The following is an 18,559-nucleotide window of genomic DNA, read 5'->3' on the forward strand; positions in this document are numbered from 1 at the left end:
TCTTGTGCGCAATATTCGCTCGCTGAAGTCAATCGCAGAAGCATGTTCTGCAGGGTTAGGCATACGATGTATCCGAAATGCTGGAAGCCCTGTAATTGAACCCATCATTCATATAAAAGGAGGTTTCAGATGAAAATTCACCATTCGATTCCCTGGCGTGACAATCTGTATCTGTTCAACTATCGAAGCGTACATACCGAGCCGGTGGAATATTTTCATTATCATGAAGGGTTGGAGATTCTGTACATTCACGAAGGCGCCGGAAGATATATCGTCGATAATCAAACGTACTCGCTGAAGCCCGGCACCTTGGTGTTGATTAAACCTTTTCAAATTCACCACATTAAAGTCATCGTACCGCCGAATTACATTCGCAGCCTGCTGAAAATCAAAGCCTCCGTCATCGAGCGTTTCCTCACCGCACTACCACAGCTGACAACCGCTGTTTCGCAATTGCTGGAGCATCCGTGGTCCAATCAGGTATTTCATCTGTCGTCCAAGGATGCCTTATATTTGGAAAATCAGTTTCTGCAATTGCATGAAATGCTGGCCAGCGTTCCGCCCAAGGTTCAGAAGGAAGTAGTTGCCTTGTTTTTATTTCATTTCTTCACCTACTTCAATAGCCATATTTACCCGCCGGATCGTAGCGGGGGCTTCAAGTATCCTGCTCCCGCTGCTTCGATCGAGCCTGTCGGCGCCATGGTAAGGTGGATCGGCAAGCACTATCATCTATCCTTCACGATTAACGAAATGGCTGCGGAGCTTCATTTCTCTCCCAGTTATTTGTCCAAGCTGTTCAAAGAGCAGATGGGCATGACCATCATCGAATATACGAACAACAAGCGCTTGGAGGAAGCCAGAACGCTTCTTGGCTTGCCGTCTCTAACAATCGAAGACGTCAGTAAACAGACCGGATTCAACTACCCCTCGTATTTTATCGCCATGTTCAAAAAAAAGTACGGTTTGACGCCTCTTCAGTATCGAATGCAGACGAAATTATGATATTTTCAAGCAGCAATGTGGTATGGGGATTGGATTATAATTAGAGCGCTTAAACAATGATTCTGATCCTTGTTAAGTGAGGTGATGTGTTTCGCACAGAAAGATTTGTAAGGCAATTCATGCGACAGTACGGTGAATCGTGTCCAAAATAGCGAGGAGGTTTCATGATGATCAAGCCATCCATGAAGTTTGGCATCGTATCCTTATTTTGCTTCATGCTTGTATTTGCATTCTACCCTGGTCATATTGTAAAGGCGGCAACCAAAACGGTCCCGGCCGGTGACGTCGCGACGCTGCGGAGCTACCTAGCCAGCGCGAATCCCGGTGACATCATTGAAGTATCCGGGACCTACTCGGTGTCGGATGGAACCATTGCAACCTCCCGGAACGGATCGTCAGGCAATTACATTACGATTCGCGGCACGGGCAGCGGAGCCACCTTTCATTTCACCGCATCGGCAGGCAATGCGGCTTTCCATATCAAGAACAGCTATTATAAGCTGGAGAATGTGACGATCAACTCCAACTCCAAATCAAACAAAGGCCTGCTGATTGAGGCCTCTCACGGCTACGTTACCAATGTAACGGTCAAAAATACGACGGCAGAAGCGTTCAAGATTCGGAAAAACAGCCAGTACTGGCTTGTCTCGAACAGTACCGCCCATAGCGCGGGGCAAGGCGGAAAGTTCGGCGAGGGCTTCTATGTGGGGGATGCCGATCAGAACTGGACCACACTGCCGAATCCGGATCGAAGCGGATATATTACATTCCTGAATTGCAGCGCCATACAGACCAAAAACGACGGCTTTGATTTTAAAGAGGGCACGCATCATATCAAAGTGATCGGCAGCACGGTTGACTTTCAGAATACGGTGCCGGAGTCGACCGTGGGCAACAACGGAATATTCATGCGGGCCAATGACGTACAGATCATCAACACCACCATCAAAAACAATGCGGCCACGGGTCAGGCATTCAGAACAAGCAAAACCACGGCCTCGGACGGAGTGTCCTACGGAAGCAATCTGGAGCTTAAGAACGTAACCGCATCGAATATTTCGGGAGCGATGATTTACACGAACTATACTTCGAACAAATTGTATACCGACTATACCATGACCGGTGTTGCCGGAGGACTCTACGCTTCCGGCTCCAAAACAGCAACTTCTTCCAATCCGTCCTCCTTCGTGGAGATGACGTGGAGCGGCGAAGGCGGAGATACTTACGGCTTCTAGCCAAAAGATATGCAGGCCACCTTAAGGGTTTACTTCAGGTGGCCTGCTGCTTCATGTTTTTCAAAGCGAAATAGCATAATCCGCTCTCATCTCCAATGATCGGATTCACGAAGAAAATGGGCAGATCAACAGCGCTTCCCGGATCGTCTCTGCTACAATATCCGCTGCCGTTTGTCCTGCAGTCAGCCCTCTGGTGCCTTGCCCCGCCCACAATGACATATACTCCGGATTGTCTTGGCGATTAGCCGCGTTTCGGATGTCGCGGGTCACCGTATTCTGCGTAGGAAAAGGCAGCGGCTCTATGCCGCTCTCGTCCCATTGCCGGATGAATGCATTGCGGATTCCCCTTGCAGGCCGTCCCGAGAACGCTTTGGTGATCACCGTGCTCTCTTCCGTACTCTGAAGCAGCGCTTGCTTGTAAACCTCATGCGCTCCCGATTCGACTGCGGTCAGGAATCGCGTCCCCATCTGAACGCCTTGGGCTCCAAGAACAAGCGAAGCTGCGAGCCCGCGTCCATCCATCACGCCTCCGGCGGCAATAACGGGGATCTTGACGCGATCCACGATTTGCGGTACCAAGGCAAACGTTCCGATCTGGGCCCCCATCGGGTGCTCCGAAATATCAAACGTTCCACGGTGTCCGCCCGCTTCGCTACCTTGGGCAACGACGGCATCATACCCTGCCTGCTCAGCCAGCATGGCTTCGCGGACTGTGGTAGCCATCGCAACAACCCGAAGCCTAGCCGCTTTTGCTTGCTGCATATGAGGCTCATCCAGAATCCCGAATGCCGTACTGATGACAGGCACCTTCTCTTCGATCAGAACCGCGAATTGCTGCTCGAACCAATCCGGGGTTGCTACGTGGTCCTTGCCCGCATGGGGAATGCCAAGATCATCGCGCATCCGGTTTAACTCCTGTTGAACCTCTCCGATTCGCTCATGACGATCCCGGGCACCGGGCACAAAAAGGTTGACGGCAAAAGGCTGATCCGTCCGCTTGCGGATTTCCTGAATGCTGTCGCGAATGGCAGCCGGCTCCATATAAGCTGCACCCAACGTGCCAAGTCCGCCTGCGTTGGATACGGCGGCGACCAGTTCTACTGTTGTCGGTCCCCCGGCCATCCCTGCCTGCAAGAGCGGATAACGGATTTGGAACAGCTCGCACAGCTCGGTCTGCAGTTGAATGTTCATGATATCATCTACCTCCTTTAACACTACAGATATTATCCTATTAAATGAGAGAAACTTTCAAATAAAAGAAAAACGTCAATAGGCCAACCAAAAGATTCTGGATAACCTGGTAACATGAAAGCCGCTAAGCACATGAAACGTGTTTAGCGGCTTTTTATGGGTGTTTTCGTCCGGGGAGACCGTTCTCCCCGATGGTTACAACGTCTTCTAGGACATTTTCACCAAGCTGTAGTTTTTCTTGCCTTTGCGAATGATGATGAACCGGCCGCCAATCGCTTGGTCGGCTGTCACCTCGTGACCGACGTCGCTGATACGCTCGCCGTTCATCGAGATGGCGCCTTTGGTAATATCCTCACGAGCTTGCCGCTTGGAAGGCTCGATGCCCAGATCCACGAGCCAGTCCACGATATTCTTCGTTTCCGGCGTAGCTTCAAATGTCGGCATCTCCTTAAATCCCTGCTCGATCTCATCGGCCGTAAGGGATTTAATATCGCCGCTGAACAAAGCCGCCGTAATGCGCTTGGCCTGCTCCAGCATCTCTTCGCCGTGCACAAATCTCGTCATTTCTTCAGCCAGCATTTTTTGCGCTTCGCGTTTATGCGGCTCGCTCTGCACCTTTTCGGCCAATTCGTCAATTTGCTCTTTGGTCAAGAAGGTGAAGTACTTCAGGTATTTCACAACGTCGCGGTCGTCGGTGTTCGCCCAGAACTGGTAGAACTCGAACGGTGTTGTTTTGTTCGGGTCGAGCCAGATCGCGCCGCCGGCCGTTTTGCCGAACTTCGTGCCGTCGGCCTTCAGCATGAGCGGTATGGTCAGGCCGAATGCTTTTGCTTCGGGCCCTTCTTTCTTCCGGATCAGATCCAGGCCGCTTGTAATGTTGCCCCATTGGTCCGATCCGCCGATTTGCAGCTGCACGTCCTCATGCTGGTACAGATGCAGGTAGTCGACCGACTGCAGGATTTGGTATGAGAATTCCGTAAACGAAATCCCGCTGTCAAGCCGGCTCGCAACCACGTCCTTCGCCAGCATCGAGTTAATGCTGAAGTTCTTGCCGTAATCGCGCAGGAATTCGATAATGTTGATTTTATGCGTCCAGTCGTAGTTGTTAACCATGCGGATTTGATTGTCACCCTCGGTTACGAAGAGCTTTTTCATTTGTCCGGTCAGCGCGTCAACGTTAGCCTGAACCTGCTCCAGCGTCTGCAGGGAACGCTCGGTTTGACGTCCGCTTGGATCCCCGATGGTGCCTGTCGCGCCCCCGATCAGAATGACCGGACGATGGCCGGCAAGCTGGAAGCGTTTGAGCATGATGAAGGGAATCAGGTGACCGATATGCATGCTGTCGCCCGTTGGGTCCACGCCGCAGTACAGCGAGATGGATTTTTCATCCGTAAGCTCCCGGAGGCCTTCGGCATCCGTCTGTTGGTTGATCGCATCGCGCCATTCCAGTTCGTCGATAATATTCACAGTGTTAACACTCCTTTTAGTTCAGTAATTTCCTTATAACGAAACGTCCAACTCGTTGAAAAACAAAAAATCGCCCCTTGTCTGTATAGACATAGGGACGATTGTTAACCGTGTTACCACCCTGATTGCACGAATGATCTGCACGCTGCCGCGCGTCATTCATGCCGCTCATTAGACGAGATATCGTTCGTCGTTTCCGCTCGGCATTACCCGAGATACTCCAGAGTGTAATTCGCCGCCTTGGTGTGTACCGGGTTCCATCATCCCCCGGCTTTCTAGAACAGGGACCAAGCTGCTACTGGGCTCTTTCAACGTATGTCGCTTATAAGATTACAGACAGTATAGTGAATTCATAAATCAATGTCAACCTGCGTTTCGGACGGAAGTCCTGCTTTCCCCGACAGGATGGGTAACGCCGTTAGGCGAGCCCCCTTGGTATCAAGTGCGGCGCATGTACGCACGAACCGTAATGGGAGCAAAGATCGCCACGATAACCGCGGCGCCAACCAAGGATATCGTGAGATCCCAGCCCACGGTGCCAGCGTTGGTGAGATCCCGAACGGCTGTCACAAGATGCGAGATCGGATTCATATTGACGAACCACTGCAGCCAGCCCGGCATCGTATCCACCGGCACGAACGCGTTGGAGAGAAACGTGAGCGGAAACAGCACGATCATCGATATCCCCTGCACGCCGGAGGCAGATCTTGCAATCACGCCGCAGAAAGCAAAAATCCAGCTAATGGCCCATGAGCACAAAATGACGACCAACCCCGCAAGAGCAACATAACCCAAGCCGCCCTCGGGCCGATACCCCATAATATATCCCATCGTAAAGGTAAGCACTGTCGCAATGGTATACCGAATCGTGTCTGCCAGCAGGGCACCCGCCAGCGGTGCGATGCGTGCAATCGGCAGCGATTTGAATCGGTCGAATACGCCTTTATCCATATCCTCGCGCAGCTGAACGCCTGTGACGACGGAGGTCGTAATCACGGTCTGGACGAGGATGCCGGGAATGATGACGGGCAAATAACTCGCCACGTCACCCGAGATGGCGCCCCCAAAAATATAGGTGAACATCAGCGTAAAAATAATGGGCTGAAACGTGACGTCAAACAACTGCTCGGGCGTGCGCCGGAGCTTCAGCAGCCCGCGGTAAGCCATCGTCAACGAATTTCGGACCGTCTGACCCAAACTCGTGCGGTTCTTAAGCTGACGTTCCGTCCCAGGCTGAATCATGGAGCTGCTCATACCCGTGCCACCTCCCGATCATTGGATTCATAAGACTCTTGGGCAGCGTCTTCCTTCACGCCGTGGCCGGTGATCGTTAGGAACACCTCATCCAGGGTCGGCTTCTGCACGCTCATCTCGGACAAGCCGATTCCTGCTGTTCGCAGCTCGATCAGCAGGTCTGTAACAAGACCCGCATTAGCCATCGGCGCCGTTATCTTTCCGGCTTCCGGCGATACATTGGCATGGACGCCTAACACTTGTTCCACGGTATGGCAGGCGCGATCCATGTCAACCGAATCCTCGACAGTCAAATGCAGCGAGGAAGTGCCCACCGACATCTTCAGTTCATCGGCCGTCCCCTCGGCCACAACCCGGCCGTAATCGATAACGGCGATGCGGTCTGCCAGCTGGTCGGCCTCCTCGAGATACTGCGTGGTCAGCAATACCGTTGAACCGGTATTCACCAATCGGCGGATCGTATCCCACATCTGGGAACGCGTCCTTGGATCCAGCCCCGTCGTCGGTTCATCCAGGAAGATAAGCGGCGGCTGGGCAATCAGGCTTGCCGCCAGATCCAGCCTTCTCCGCATGCCGCCCGAGAAATTTTTTAGCGGCCGCTTCGCGGCTTCCGACAAACCGAATTCCTCGAGCAGCTCTTCCGCCTTGCGCCTTGCCTCCTTACGCCCCAAACCAAGCAAACGTGAGAATATAATCAGATTCTCCGTAGCGCTGAGCGATTCGTCCACCGACGCGTATTGGCCGGTTACCCCGATCAACTGACGGACAATCTGCGATTCCGCCTGCACATCATGTCCGAAGATTCGGGCCGAACCCGCATCCGGTCTTAGCAAGGTCGCCAGCATTCGGATGGTGGTCGTCTTGCCTGCCCCATTCGGGCCAAGTACACCGTAGATCGTTCCGGTACGTACGTTCAGATCCACCCCATCCACGGCGCGGTTATCTCCGAATGTTTTGATCAGTCCGTAAGCCTCAACGGCCAAGTCGCCAGGTTTTGGTTCTATTTTCTTTTTGTATGCATGCTCCATTATGATTTCCTCCTCTTCGCTAATGGATGATGATTGAATCGTAGCACCCCTATTTAAACGGAATGTAAACCGGGAAAAGAATGGGCTCTTTTTATGAAAATGATCCCCATTCGATAAGGATTCGCGTGTTACTCCGAATACTTCTGACGGCAAACAAAAAAAAGCGACAGCACAGAAACACCTTCTGCACTGCCACTTTATCCTTTATCTAAACGGGAAACCTCTCCGCCAACAAGCTGCCGTTGGAATTTCGTCAACAGCTAAGCCTTCAGCCACTTATACAAGCGTGATTAAAGGTCTTCCCCATCCTGATCCATCGTATATTTCAACTGCATGATGATATTCTGTTCGTGATCTCCAAACTGGCGACCGAACAGATTCAGCCCTCCTTGATTGACGGCATCGGGCTTAATGCCGATACGCAACCGCAATTTGGGACTCTCGGAAAGATTTAGCTCAGCCAATGTAACACCCGACACTTTCTCCATATCCAGCGTCGTCTTCTCATGATCGACCCGCCAAGTCTTGAGAAACCCGTACTGCGTTGCCCAATCATACCACCAATTCGGGTTCAGCTTGCCGCGCCGATCCCCGAAATCGCCGGGGCTTGTCCACATGCCGATTTCCACGCCATTGACCCACACGGAAATATTCGAAGGCCAGTTATGATCATAATTGGGCGCCTCGGAACACATCTCCATGGACAATTCAAGCGATTCGATGCGAGCTCCGGCCGGAATATCCATCGGCATCAAATATTCCAGATATCCCTTGCGCAGCCAGATGATCTGGGCATTAACATGCTTGGGATGGTAAAAGCTCGCCGGCTCGTCTTCCTTTATGATATACCCGTCGGCATTCGCCATTCCGCATGTCGGCGATACTTCGCAATCGCTGTAATGGCCAATCGGCATCTCTACTTCATAGACATGCGTTACTCCTTTGGGTACCGAGTTTCTCAAATTCAACGCAATATGAATATCATCATAATTCCGGCTGCAGACCTTCATGGCCCCACGTGACGCCGGAAGCAATTCCGTATTAATTAACTCAGCCGCTTCCAACACTTTGATATTGCTCGCTACCGTCGAAACGGGGAGTTTGAGCTTCTCGGCAATTTCAATGATATTCAAGTTCTTGGAATTCAAGAGCCTTAGAATATCAACCCGAGAACGTGTTGACAAGGCATGGGCTACCGTGACCAATCTTTCCGGGTCGTTAAAACCAAGTTCCAGCACAAATCTGCTCTCCTTTAAACATATTCATTACAATAATTTTACTTCTTAATGAAATGAAAAACAATCACACTGGAAAGGCTTACACCAGCCATTTTCCTGCCTCTTGCCATAAGGCATCATCTAGCCGGACATAGCAAACCATGACTTTCATAGCCAGAAATGGCCTCCGGGAGAACCGGAAGCCATCCATGATCAAGCTAACAACTCTTTATTTATCGGCCCACTTGCCATCGGTGTGTCCTAATTCGCAGGCTTGATGTCAAAAAAGTCGATTTCTCCGTATCCCTCGCCTTTTGAAAAACGTATCGTGTTCACGCCGGCCTTCAACTGAATCCGCGCCGTGGACAGTCCCCAGTTCTCCCATCCTTTATTCGTGATATGGAACTTGCTTGCCGTACCGGCATTTACGCTGAGCATGAGATGGGACCAATTCCCCCCGGCTGTTCCGTTCGCCGTGCGGGCGAGCAGAATGTATTCGCCTGCCGACGCGGCATGAACCGTGAATTCCACATAACTCTCCGGCGTATCAATATGCCCGGCCTTCATGCCTCCCGAGCCGTTAGGGCTCTGAGATGCATAGGCGATACCGCCGAATGTCCCTTCCTCACCTTCGTAACGGATATGCGCTGCATCGCCGGAAGGCAAGGTTATCGGGGAATTCGGATTCACCGGGACGCCGAGATTTGGCGTGTTGTCGGCATGCCACGTGAATTTCTGCATTCGAACCTCGCGGTTCCACCCGGCATTATTATATTTGGCGACATGATAGAGTATCCAGTCCTCCGAACCGTCGGGCGACTTGGTGAACGAATGATGACCCGGTCCGTACAAACCGTTACCGGACTTGAATATAGGCTGGCTGCGTTTGCTCCATGATGCCGGATTCAGCAGATCGCTGGTTGCGCTGGCCGTGATGAGGCCCAGGCAATAGTCGTTCGTCCAGCTCCCGCTTGCCGAGTATACCAGATTGATGAGACCGTTTCGCACAATCACCTGAGGCCCTTCGTTTACGTGCGGGGAATGGTTCGTTTCCCAGCTGTGGGTTGGCCTTGCGATTTCAACGCGATTCGAATCGATCGTCCAGGGATTGCTCATGCGGGCGATATACAAATTCTGCCGGACATTGGTGTCGCCTTCCCAGCCGGACCATATAAAATACAGCTGACCGCCTGTTTGCAGCACCGTGCCGTCAATGGCCCATTTGTTCGTCGGGTCCGTAATCTGACCTTTGTACTGCCAGGTTCCCTGCGTCGGGTCCGCCGACGTGTTCTCCATGACATACATGCGGTGGTTGACGTTATCCCCGTCATCCTTGGCATAGTAGATATACCAGGCGCCATTGATGTAATGCAATTCCGGAGCCCAGATGCTGCAGCAGCCCGTTTCCACGACCCTCGTCGGAGCTGCATCAATGGTCGTAAGCTGTGCGGACTTCCATATGGTCACATTTCCGCCGGTCGTTTTTGTGAAGTAGTAAAAGCCGTCGGTGTGTTTATATACCCATGGATCCGCGCCCTCCTGCATGACCACGTTGTAGAAGTTATTTTGAAGCGTAGCCGCATGTGTCGCCTGGCCCATAGGAAGAATAAGGAATGCGCATATCGTGAGCAATAATTTATTCCGGTAATTCACCTTCATCCTTCGTCACGTTCCTTTCGGATAATATGCAATCATACACCATGCAGAAATGAAACACCGCCTACTTCGATAACGGTCATGATAACGGCTCAATCTTCAATCGCGGCCTTACGGGAATTGATGCGGCGAATCACGGCGGGATCGAATTTCGGACGTCTGTCATAGGTATACAATCCGTTCACTTCCTGCTCCACGTCGTACAGCTGGGTATAACAAAAACCGAACATCATGTGATGATCCAGCAGCACATTCGTTAAGCCCGCATAACGCGTTAGAAATGCTTCTTCGGAGGTCGGCCTGTCGCCGTAACCCCAGGACTTCTCGTCTTTTTGGTCCGGATTCCACCATATGCCGCCATATTCGCTGATGAAGTAAGGCTGGCCTTCATACTGCTGCCGATTCGGGAAGCTATTGTACACCTCTCCACCGTTCTTCATCGGCTCATATCGCTGCTTGAACGTCTCCGGGTTCTGGTCGTAATCATGGATATCGAAAATATCCGTCACGACATGGAAGTTGCCGCTCGTATCAATCACAGGACGCGTCGGGTCCATTTTCTTGGTGACCTCGTATACAATGCGCAGTACGTCGTTATTTTGCTTGGCGCCGTCCCGGTCCCACGTCTCGTTGAAGGGACACCAGCCGATGAGGGCCGGATGATTGAAATCGCGCGCCATCCCTTCCAGCCATTCCGGCAGGAAATGGGACAATCCCTCGGCCGTGGTAATGTCAAGCCCCCAATTCGCATGCTCTCCCCATACCAGATACCCTAACCGGTCAGCCCAATACAGAAAGCGCGGTTCGAACATCTTCTCGTGAAGCCTTGCGCCGTTAAAGCCGAGTCCCATCGAAATTTCGATATCTTTGCGGAGATCCTCATCGCTTGGCGCGGTGTAGACCCCATCCGGATAGAAGCCTTGATCCAGCACAAGTCGTTGAAATACGGATTTGCCGTTGATGCGGAAGGCCATTCCGTCCAGCATGACGGTTCGGAGCCCAAAATAGGATTGGACGGTGTCGCACACCTGATCCTGTCCTTGCAGGGATAATTCCAGATCGTATAGCCTGGCCTGACCCACCTCCCACAAGTGAACCTCCGATAATGGAATGGTAAGTTTGACGTACGGCCCGGATACGACGGCACTCGCATTCCCTACCGCTTTCCCTTCATACAGGGCGGATGCGGTCAGTTTATGACCTGCTGCGTTCCCGTTGATCTTAATCTCGAGGTGGGCAGAGCCATTATCCGGGTCACCCACCAGCTTCATGTCGGACATATAGACCTGCGGCACTTGCTCCAGCCATACCGTCTGCCAAATCCCCGTCGTACGGGTATAATCGCAGCCATGCGAGTGGAAGCGTCCGCTTTGTTTCCCGCGCGGCTGGCGTCCGGAACGGACGTCATCCTCCGCACAGACGGTAATTACGTTCTTGCCCGGTATCACATGCGAGGTGATATCCAAGCTAAAGGGCGTATATCCCCCGCGATGCGATCCTACGGATACACCGTTAACCCATACTTCCGCCTCGTAATCCACAGCCCCGAAGTGAAACAGGATACTGCCTTCCCATGCTTCAGGCACGGTAAAATCCCGCTTATACCATACGGCTGCCATGAAATCCTTATATTCAACACCGGACAGCTTGCTTTCGGGGCAGAAAGGAACGGTGATCGTTCCGGACAGATCATGTCCCGGCTCATGGAATCCGCGCTCCTTCCCGCTTTTCCCATGATCGATTTCGAATTGCCAAGAACCGTTCAGATTGATCCAGTCGGGTCTTACCCATTGCGGACGGGGGTACTCCGGACGCGGCAGTGTTAATTCAGTCATGTTTAACTCCTTCTTATATGTTTAATTTGTCGGCATTTATCTTTCTGCCGACTGTCACCTGCGGCTTTTAGCCTTGGCTTTCCTTCACATACAGCCTGCTGGTCTCTTCCCAGATTTCATTCGGTTCAAGGCTGAAACATCCGATCTCTTCAGCTTCCAAGTCCATATTGGGTGCATTGACCAGATTGATCTGCGGCTCAGGGCAAAAGAAACCCTCGGTCGCTTCGTTGTTCCAGATCATCCATTGCTTATAGGAGGTGCCTACGTCATAGACCAGCCTCAGTTTCTTCGCCCCATCGGTAAGCTCCATCCGGTTTCTTCCGTTTTGGGGCTCGGCGGTATAATGATTGTCCATCCTTTCAAAGAAAGGATAAACACCTGCTCCTTGCATGGCCTGCTCGTTCGCCGACAGCTCCTGGTGGGAGCCGGTGGGCAGCATTCGACCATCCAGCTCCCATCGCTTCCCGACGGTCAGCTTTAAACGGTAATCCCGGGCGTCGCCTCCCTCGGTAAATGGCGCATTAACGGACGTATGAAACGCCAGCAGACACGGCATGGCTTCTTGGCCTGTATTGGTGATCGTTACCCGCTGGGATAACCCCTGCCGGCTTAAGCCGTACCGAAGCTGAATATGGAAACGGAACGGGAAGTTCCGGAATACCGGATGCCGTTCATCCACGCGGACAGACACGGTCACATAAGCCTCCTGCCCGGAATGCCCGTATTCATCGACCTCCCATGGAATATTGTACAGAAATCCATGCAGATGATGACCGGTTGCCTCTTCATTCACCGGCAGCTGATGGACTTTGCCGTTCCAACGGAACCGGCCATCTTGATACCGGTTCGGGGGAAACAACACCGGAATGCCATGAATCATCGGCCTTGCTTTGAACGCCGGCATTTCGTCAAGTGTCGGTTCATGCAGAAACCGGCAGCCCTTATCGAGATCCCGGAACGATATCAAATTCCCGCCGATATCCGGAAGCATGATAGCCTCATAACTCCCGGCTCTTAAATAAACTGCTTTCTCGTTATGGTATACTCCTTCATAAGCATTCGTCCCGTCCATTTCTCCACCTCCTATTGTCCCGTCATGATGCTGCGTATGGTTTCAAGCGGCGCTTTGGGCTTGCGGTCATACGTCAGCAAGCCGTTGATCTCCTGCTCGACATCCGTCAACTGCGTGTAGCAGTATCCCTGGATCACCGGGGAAGAGAACATGGGATCCACTACGGCCTTAAGCCGGATCAGGAAGTCCTCCTCGTTCTCGGCTCCGGAATATCCCCAGCCTTCCCAATCGCTCTTCTTGAAGGCAATGCCGCCAAACTCCGACACCAGAATGGGTTGGCCTTCATAGGAAGCACCGCCAACGAATATCCTCCGGTTGGCCGGCATGGCTTCCACCGCCGACGCGGCTGATGCATACCGTTCTTCCAGCACTTCCTGGCGGCTCTCATAGTCGTGAATGGTGACCAAGTCCGTGGTCATATGCTCCCATCCATCGTTATAAACAACCGGCCTGCTATCGTCCAAAGACTTCGTTAAATGATACATCGCAAGCCCATGCTGCTGCTGACGCTTATCCAGCTGAACATTCGGAACTCCCCAGCTCTCATTGAGCGGAACCCAGGTTATGATGCAAGGATGGTTATAGTCCCGCTCGATGATCTCCTGCCATTCCGCTGTGAAGCGGCGAACATACGACTCGGAATATTCATATGCGTTGGCCGCCTCGCTCCATAACAGCAGGCCGAGCTTGTCGCACCAGTACAGGAACCTGGGGTCCTCCGTCTTCTGGTGCTTTCTCACGCCGTTGAATCCCATTTCCTTCGCCAGCTCCACATCGCGCTTCAAAGCCTCGTCCGACGGCGCCGTCAAAATTCCCTCAGGGAAATATCCCTGATCCAGCACCAGCCTTTGGAAATACGGTCGATTATTCAGGCATAGCTTGCCGTTCTCGATCGATACCTTCCGCATCCCGAAATAGCTGGATACTTGATCGACGACGTTCTCATCTTGTACAAGACGGAAGTCAATATCATACAAGTTCGGATGCTCAGGGCTCCACAGGCGTCCCAGACCATGATCCGTAAAATCACTCAAACCGATGGTCCGCAGCTGCTCCGCGTTTCGGATTGCATATTGATCTTCGGCAACCCGTTCACCCTTATACGATACGGTGATCTGCAGCTTGAGATTCTCCATCGACTTGTAACCCTCAAGGAAGGTCCGGATGCGAATTTCGTTCCGGTCAATGTCGGGTGTCATCCTTATTTTGCTCAGATGTACCGGGGATACCGGCTCCAGCCACACGCTCTGCCAAATGCCGGTCGTACGGGTATAGAAAATGCTTGCCGGATGCTCAAGCCAGTACTGTTTGCCTCGCGGCAGGGTGACGTCCTGGCTGAAATCCTCCGCCCGCAGCACGATCGTGTTGCTTCCTTCCCCGAGCGCGGCCGTAATGTCCCCCTGGAACGGCGTATGCCCGCCTTCATGAATGGCCACCAAATGCCCGTTTACCCACACTTTGGCCAAATAATCCACGGCGCCGAAATGAAGCACAATCCGCTTCCCGTTCCAGTCCTGCGGCACGTCGAACGTTCTGCGGTACCATACCACGTCATGAAAGGAAGGGTCGCCGATGCCGCTCAGCTTGCTTTGGAACGTAAAGGGCACGTTGATTTTCCGCGTGAAGGAAGCCTTCGCTTCCACCCGATGCCACCCTGTATCCTCGCCGATGGCTTCATCATCAAAACTGAAATCCCATTCGCCATTGAGGGTTAACCACTCTTTGCGCTGAAACTGGGGTCTCGGATATTCATTGCGAATCGTTTGTGTCTTGCTAACTTCTGTCGTCAAGATGCAACTCACTCCTAATGATTCAGTCTCTCTATGTGCTCGTTTGAACGTCTAGCCTTTGATCGAACCCACATAAACGCCTTTCACGAAATACTTTTGCAGGAACGGATACACCATTAATATAGGCACCGTCGAAACCACGATCGCGCAATATTTAACCAGCTCCCGGAACGCGGTCGAGCTCTGGGCGCTGTTAATTACGACTCCGCCCGCGCTGCCGATCGTGGTGGCCGTCGAATCATTGGCAACCAGGATTTCCTTCATTAATAGCTGTAACGGGAACAATTCCCTGTCCTTCAGCAGAACCATCGCGTTAAACCAGGAGTTCCAATTCCCGACCAGATAATACAGGAAGATAACGGCCAGCGTGGCTTTCGACAGCGGCAGGATCACCGTGATCAGAATGTTGGCCTGGCTTGCGCCGTCAATCAATGCCGCTTCTTCCAGCTCTCTCGGAATCGATTGGAATCCGGTTCTTAAAATGATGATGTTCCAAGTGCTTAAAGCGGTCGGCAGAATCATCGCCCACAGATTGTTGTACAAGCCTATGTCCTTCATTAACAGGAACCAGGGAATCAGCCCTCCGCCAAAGAACATCGTGATCGTAATCAGAACCATGATAAAATTCTTGAAATACAAATCCCGTCTGGAGAGCACGTATGCCCCCAATATCGTCATGACCATATTGACCAAGGTGCCCAGTCCAACATAAATGATTGTATTCATGTACCCCTTCAGCAGGCTGTTGTCTTTGAACACCAGCTTGTAACCGTCGAGCGTGAATCCCAGCGGCTTTAACAAAACCCCTTTATGTGCCATCAAGGCGCTGGGATCGCTGACGGAGGCGAACAAAATATGCAGTATGGGATAAAAACATACCAACGTTAAGGCGGTTAACAGCGTATAGTTCGTGAAGTCGAATACGCGGTCTCCTATGCTTTTATGCTTCCTTCTTCGTTTCACTTTGAGTTGCTTGATATCCTCCATAACCTTCCCTCTCTCTTACCATAAGCTGGATTCAGATCTGCGTTTCACGATGGTATTTGTCATCCATAACAGCCCGAAGTTCACGATGGAGCTTATTAATCCGACGGCTGTGGAATAACTCAGGCTCGCTTCCCTCAAGCCCCTCCGGTAAACATAGGAAGCGATGACATCCGCCGTATCGTAGATCAAAGGATTATAGAGCAGAATAATTTTCTCATAGCCGGAAGCCATCAATCCGCCGATCGCAAAGATAAACAGGATGATGATGACCGGACTGATCTGGGGCAGCGTAATGTACCACATTTTTTTCACCCTGCCGACCCCGTCGATATCGGCCGCTTCATATAATGAAGGATCAATGGAGCTCATCGCAGCCAGGTAAATGATGCTGTCCCAGCCGATGCTCTGCCAGATTCCGGAGAAGGTATAAATCGGGCGGAACAAATTGGAGTACCCGAGAAGGGATGAGTAATCTTTTCCCGTTATGAACGAAAGCAGCTGCGTAACGACCCCTTCATTGGCCGTAAAGATGTGAATGATCCCGCATACAACAACCAGAGAAATAAAATGCGGCATATACGTAATGGTTTGAACGGTCCGCTTAAACTTGGAAGAACGAACCTCATTCAGCAGCAAAGCCAGGATGATCGGTGCCGTAAATCCAAACACGATGCCCCACACATTCAGCAGGAGCGTATTCTTGACGACTCTCCAAAAATAGGGTCCGGAGAAAAAATCGATGAAATGCTTGAAGCCCACCCAATCACTGTCCGCGAAGCCCAGCAAAGGCTTGAAATCCTTGAATGCGATCATGACGCCCCACATCGGTCCATAGCAGAAGATCAAGAACCACGCCACGACGGGAAGGGCCATCAGATAGACAAACCAATTCTTTCTGAGATCTTTTTGAATTAACCGTTTGGTATTCTTGGGCTCCGAGGGCGTCCGAACATGGCCTAGTTCCTTGTTTTTCTGTAATATCTCCATGAATCAACCACCTGTTCTTATTATGAAAACTATCGTTGGTTATACCGATCCAAGGCTGCCTGATGGAGACTTAAGAATTCGTCCAGCCCCATGCTCTGCGCTTCCTTCAAAAATTTATCGTAAGCATCGACCGGCAATTCGCCCATAATGATCTTGGCAAAGTATTCTCCGCGCAGCGTGGATAATTGGTTTCCAAGCTCGGCTTCGCGTGAGGCTTCCTCTTTCGTGAACGTGATCGGCGGCATCGCCATGCTGGTATCCATGTTTTCCGTCCAATCCTTTCGGATATCTCCGGAATAGCTTCCTTTCGCCGAGATCAACGGGTTGGCATTATGCTCATCGCGAATGTTCGGCCAACTGTGCCAGCGGTATTTCCAAAGTGTGACGTCTACCGGCTGACCGTCCGGGTCATTGTAGATGTAACTGTTTTCCGGATAATAAGGCATTCCTTGTTCATCCACTAAATGAACCGTGCCGTACTCGCCGAAGTTAATGAGCTCCCAGCCTTTTTTGCTGAAGTTGAAATCCAGCCATGCCATTGCAGCTTCGACATTTTTGCTCTGAGTCGTGATGGCTGCACCGGTTCCGGTTCTTTTGAAGTTTTTATAGGTGGTTGCGGATTTGTCCCCTTCATTCAGAACAGGATTCAGCGCCCCCACGAAATCAATATCGTTCTGCACCTTCCAATAGCTCCACATCGTATCCGGGGAGTCCATCATGACGGCCGTATCATCGGATATCGCGCTAGCCATCCGTTGATTAAAATCGGCGGTAGCCCAATCCCGATTCAGCAAGCCTTCCTTATTCCACTGCTGCATGGTCGCGAGATATTCCTTGGCTTTCGGTTGTGCAGGCCCCCATGCGACTTTGCCGTTCTCATCCAGGAAGGTCCAGTCCCAGACGCCATATGCGCCATTAATGATGCCGGTAAAAATTTGGCCGTACGTCGATCCGTAATTCAGCGGTGCTTTATATCCGACTTCCTTGGATTTCTTTAGAAATTCATACCATTCGTCTATCGTCGTCGGGACTGGAAGTCCCGTCTTATCCAGCGCTTCCTGCTTGATTAATGTGCCGAACCAGATCCATTCGGAATATGGAGCGATCCCGTAGAAGCCCAGCAGCCTGCCATCATCGGTCACGGTCGTTTTTCTTCTCGTTTCGTCCGAGTTGCGCCATGCCGAATAGTTCGGGGCATGCTTTTCCATCAGGTCGGTCAAATCAAGGTAAGCGCCGTCGTTTACCCCCGCTTCCAAGCCTCCCGGATAACGGCCCGGGTCAATGATGATATCCGGCAGCTCGCCAGAGGAGATCATCAAGGTGAAGGCATCCGCTTCCTGCCCGACGGGCGGCGTAATGAAGTTCACTTTAATGCCGGTGAGCTTCTCCACCTGCTTCTGAACCAAGTGATTATTCATATCCGGGATGTTGGAGTTGGCAGGCATCCATACATCCAGCACCACATCGCCTTTGACGGGATAAGCGGAATAATCGCTAGGAATGACTTCGTCAAATACATCACCGAGGTATGTATCATTGAGTGTGCCGTTGACTTCATCGATTTGTTCCTGTGTCGGTGCTTTATTGCCCCGTATGTCCCCGCTGATATCTTCGAATGTCACTTCATTCTTCTCTGCGCTTTCCTCTTGGGTTACGGTATTGTCTGGCTCGTCACTTGCCTTGCCGCTGCAAGCGGTTACCGTCGAAATGATCAATATGGATATGAATAACAGGGTGAAATAACGTTTCATCGTTCTGTTCATGCTTAACCTCCCATGATATGAATAATTACGAGCACCCTCCGCATTAGCGCCCCAGAGGATCTATATTCCGTAGTT

Annotated in this window: 14 protein-coding genes and 1 other annotated feature; of the genes, 2 read left to right on the forward strand and 12 right to left on the reverse strand. The window is 51.7% G+C overall.

Features of this window, described 5'->3' with window-relative positions; translation table 11 throughout:
- Positions 1–129: 129 nt before the first annotated feature.
- Together AK95_RS28585 and AK95_RS28590 are read left to right on the forward strand one after the other, a co-directional pair.
- Positions 130–1,002 (forward strand): helix-turn-helix transcriptional regulator, encoded by an 873-nt coding sequence (locus AK95_RS28585; protein WP_071223298.1) that lies wholly within the window; start codon positions 130–132, stop codon positions 1,000–1,002.
- 164 nt (positions 1,003–1,166) lie between these two features.
- The gene (locus AK95_RS28590; protein WP_235613242.1) at positions 1,167–2,237 is read left to right on the forward strand and encodes a right-handed parallel beta-helix repeat-containing protein; all 1,071 of its coding nucleotides are present in this window, start codon (positions 1,167–1,169) and stop codon (positions 2,235–2,237) included.
- Positions 2,238–2,342: 105 nt separating this feature from the next.
- Here the strand turns inward: AK95_RS28590 and AK95_RS28595 are convergent, their stop codons facing one another.
- The 12 genes from AK95_RS28595 to AK95_RS28650 all read right to left on the reverse strand — a co-directional run bounded on the left by AK95_RS28595 (position 2,343) and on the right by AK95_RS28650 (position 18,484).
- A complete protein-coding gene (locus AK95_RS28595; protein ID WP_071223300.1) occupies positions 2,343–3,428 on the reverse strand; it encodes an NAD(P)H-dependent flavin oxidoreductase in 1,086 nt (361 codons plus the stop codon).
- Between the two features lie 207 nt (positions 3,429–3,635).
- Positions 3,636–4,895 carry a tyrosine--tRNA ligase gene (gene tyrS / locus AK95_RS28600; RefSeq protein ID WP_071223301.1) on the reverse strand — a complete coding sequence of 420 codons (1,260 nt, stop codon included), beginning with the start codon at positions 4,893–4,895 and terminating at the stop codon, positions 3,636–3,638.
- A gap of 90 nt (positions 4,896–4,985) precedes the next feature.
- Positions 4,986–5,216 (reverse strand) — a binding site (T-box leader).
- Between the two features lie 117 nt (positions 5,217–5,333).
- The gene (gene tetB(58) / locus AK95_RS28605) at positions 5,334–6,149 is read right to left on the reverse strand and encodes a tetracycline efflux ABC transporter Tet(58) subunit B (protein WP_071223302.1); all 816 of its coding nucleotides are present in this window, start codon (positions 6,147–6,149) and stop codon (positions 5,334–5,336) included.
- Positions 6,146–7,177, reverse strand: a complete 1,032-nt coding sequence (tetA(58), locus tag AK95_RS28610; protein WP_071223303.1) for a tetracycline efflux ABC transporter Tet(58) subunit A — start codon at positions 7,175–7,177, stop codon at positions 6,146–6,148. Before tetA(58) ends, tetB(58) begins: the two co-directional genes overlap by 4 nt.
- Positions 7,178–7,467: 290 nt before the next feature.
- On the reverse strand, positions 7,468–8,415 hold the full coding sequence (locus AK95_RS28615) for an ArsR/SmtB family transcription factor (protein ID WP_071223304.1): 948 nt from the start codon (positions 8,413–8,415) through the stop codon (positions 7,468–7,470).
- A 240-nt stretch (positions 8,416–8,655) separates the two neighbouring features.
- Complete coding sequence (locus AK95_RS28620; RefSeq protein WP_071223305.1) at positions 8,656–10,053, reverse strand: family 43 glycosylhydrolase; 1,398 nt, start codon at positions 10,051–10,053, stop codon at positions 8,656–8,658.
- 89 nt (positions 10,054–10,142) lie between these two features.
- The gene (locus AK95_RS28625; protein ID WP_071223306.1) at positions 10,143–11,885 is read right to left on the reverse strand and encodes a glycoside hydrolase family 2 protein; all 1,743 of its coding nucleotides are present in this window, start codon (positions 11,883–11,885) and stop codon (positions 10,143–10,145) included.
- A gap of 67 nt (positions 11,886–11,952) precedes the next feature.
- On the reverse strand, positions 11,953–12,957 hold the full coding sequence (locus AK95_RS28630; RefSeq protein ID WP_071223307.1) for an aldose 1-epimerase: 1,005 nt from the start codon (positions 12,955–12,957) through the stop codon (positions 11,953–11,955).
- An 11-nt stretch (positions 12,958–12,968) separates the two neighbouring features.
- Positions 12,969–14,747: a glycoside hydrolase family 2 protein gene (locus AK95_RS28635; RefSeq protein ID WP_071223308.1), complete on the reverse strand. Its 1,779-nt coding sequence runs from the start codon at positions 14,745–14,747 to the stop codon at positions 12,969–12,971.
- Between the two features lie 51 nt (positions 14,748–14,798).
- Positions 14,799–15,734 (reverse strand): carbohydrate ABC transporter permease, encoded by a 936-nt coding sequence (locus tag AK95_RS28640; RefSeq protein WP_071223309.1) that lies wholly within the window; start codon positions 15,732–15,734, stop codon positions 14,799–14,801.
- A gap of 15 nt (positions 15,735–15,749) precedes the next feature.
- Entirely contained in the window at positions 15,750–16,721 is a 972-nt protein-coding gene (locus AK95_RS28645) for an ABC transporter permease (RefSeq protein WP_071223310.1), read from the reverse strand.
- A 29-nt stretch (positions 16,722–16,750) separates the two neighbouring features.
- Positions 16,751–18,484 (reverse strand): extracellular solute-binding protein, encoded by a 1,734-nt coding sequence (locus AK95_RS28650; RefSeq protein ID WP_071223311.1) that lies wholly within the window; start codon positions 18,482–18,484, stop codon positions 16,751–16,753.
- Positions 18,485–18,559: the final 75 nt, after the last annotated feature.

The sequence above is a fragment of the Paenibacillus sp. LC231 genome, from assembly GCF_001860525.1.
Lineage (GTDB): Bacteria > Bacillota > Bacilli > Paenibacillales > Paenibacillaceae > Paenibacillus_AQ.

What these genes read in the sequence shown, in the direction of transcription:
- AK95_RS28630 (WP_071223307.1), bottom strand. Translation starts at nt 12,957, where the DNA reads ATGGACGGGACGAATGCTTATGAAGGAGTATACCATAACGAGAAAGCA.
- AK95_RS28640 (WP_071223309.1), bottom strand. Translation starts at nt 15,734, where the DNA reads ATGGAGGATATCAAGCAACTCAAAGTGAAACGAAGAAGGAAGCATAAA.
- AK95_RS28590 (WP_235613242.1), top strand. Translation starts at nt 1,167, where the DNA reads ATGATGATCAAGCCATCCATGAAGTTTGGCATCGTATCCTTATTTTGC.
- AK95_RS28645 (WP_071223310.1), bottom strand. Translation starts at nt 16,721, where the DNA reads ATGGAGATATTACAGAAAAACAAGGAACTAGGCCATGTTCGGACGCCC.
- AK95_RS28625 (WP_071223306.1), bottom strand. Translation starts at nt 11,885, where the DNA reads ATGACTGAATTAACACTGCCGCGTCCGGAGTACCCCCGTCCGCAATGG.
- AK95_RS28595 (WP_071223300.1), bottom strand. Translation starts at nt 3,428, where the DNA reads ATGAACATTCAACTGCAGACCGAGCTGTGCGAGCTGTTCCAAATCCGT.
- AK95_RS28585 (WP_071223298.1), top strand. Translation starts at nt 130, where the DNA reads ATGAAAATTCACCATTCGATTCCCTGGCGTGACAATCTGTATCTGTTC.
- AK95_RS28650 (WP_071223311.1), bottom strand. Translation starts at nt 18,484, where the DNA reads ATGAACAGAACGATGAAACGTTATTTCACCCTGTTATTCATATCCATA.
- AK95_RS28620 (WP_071223305.1), bottom strand. Translation starts at nt 10,053, where the DNA reads ATGAAGGTGAATTACCGGAATAAATTATTGCTCACGATATGCGCATTC.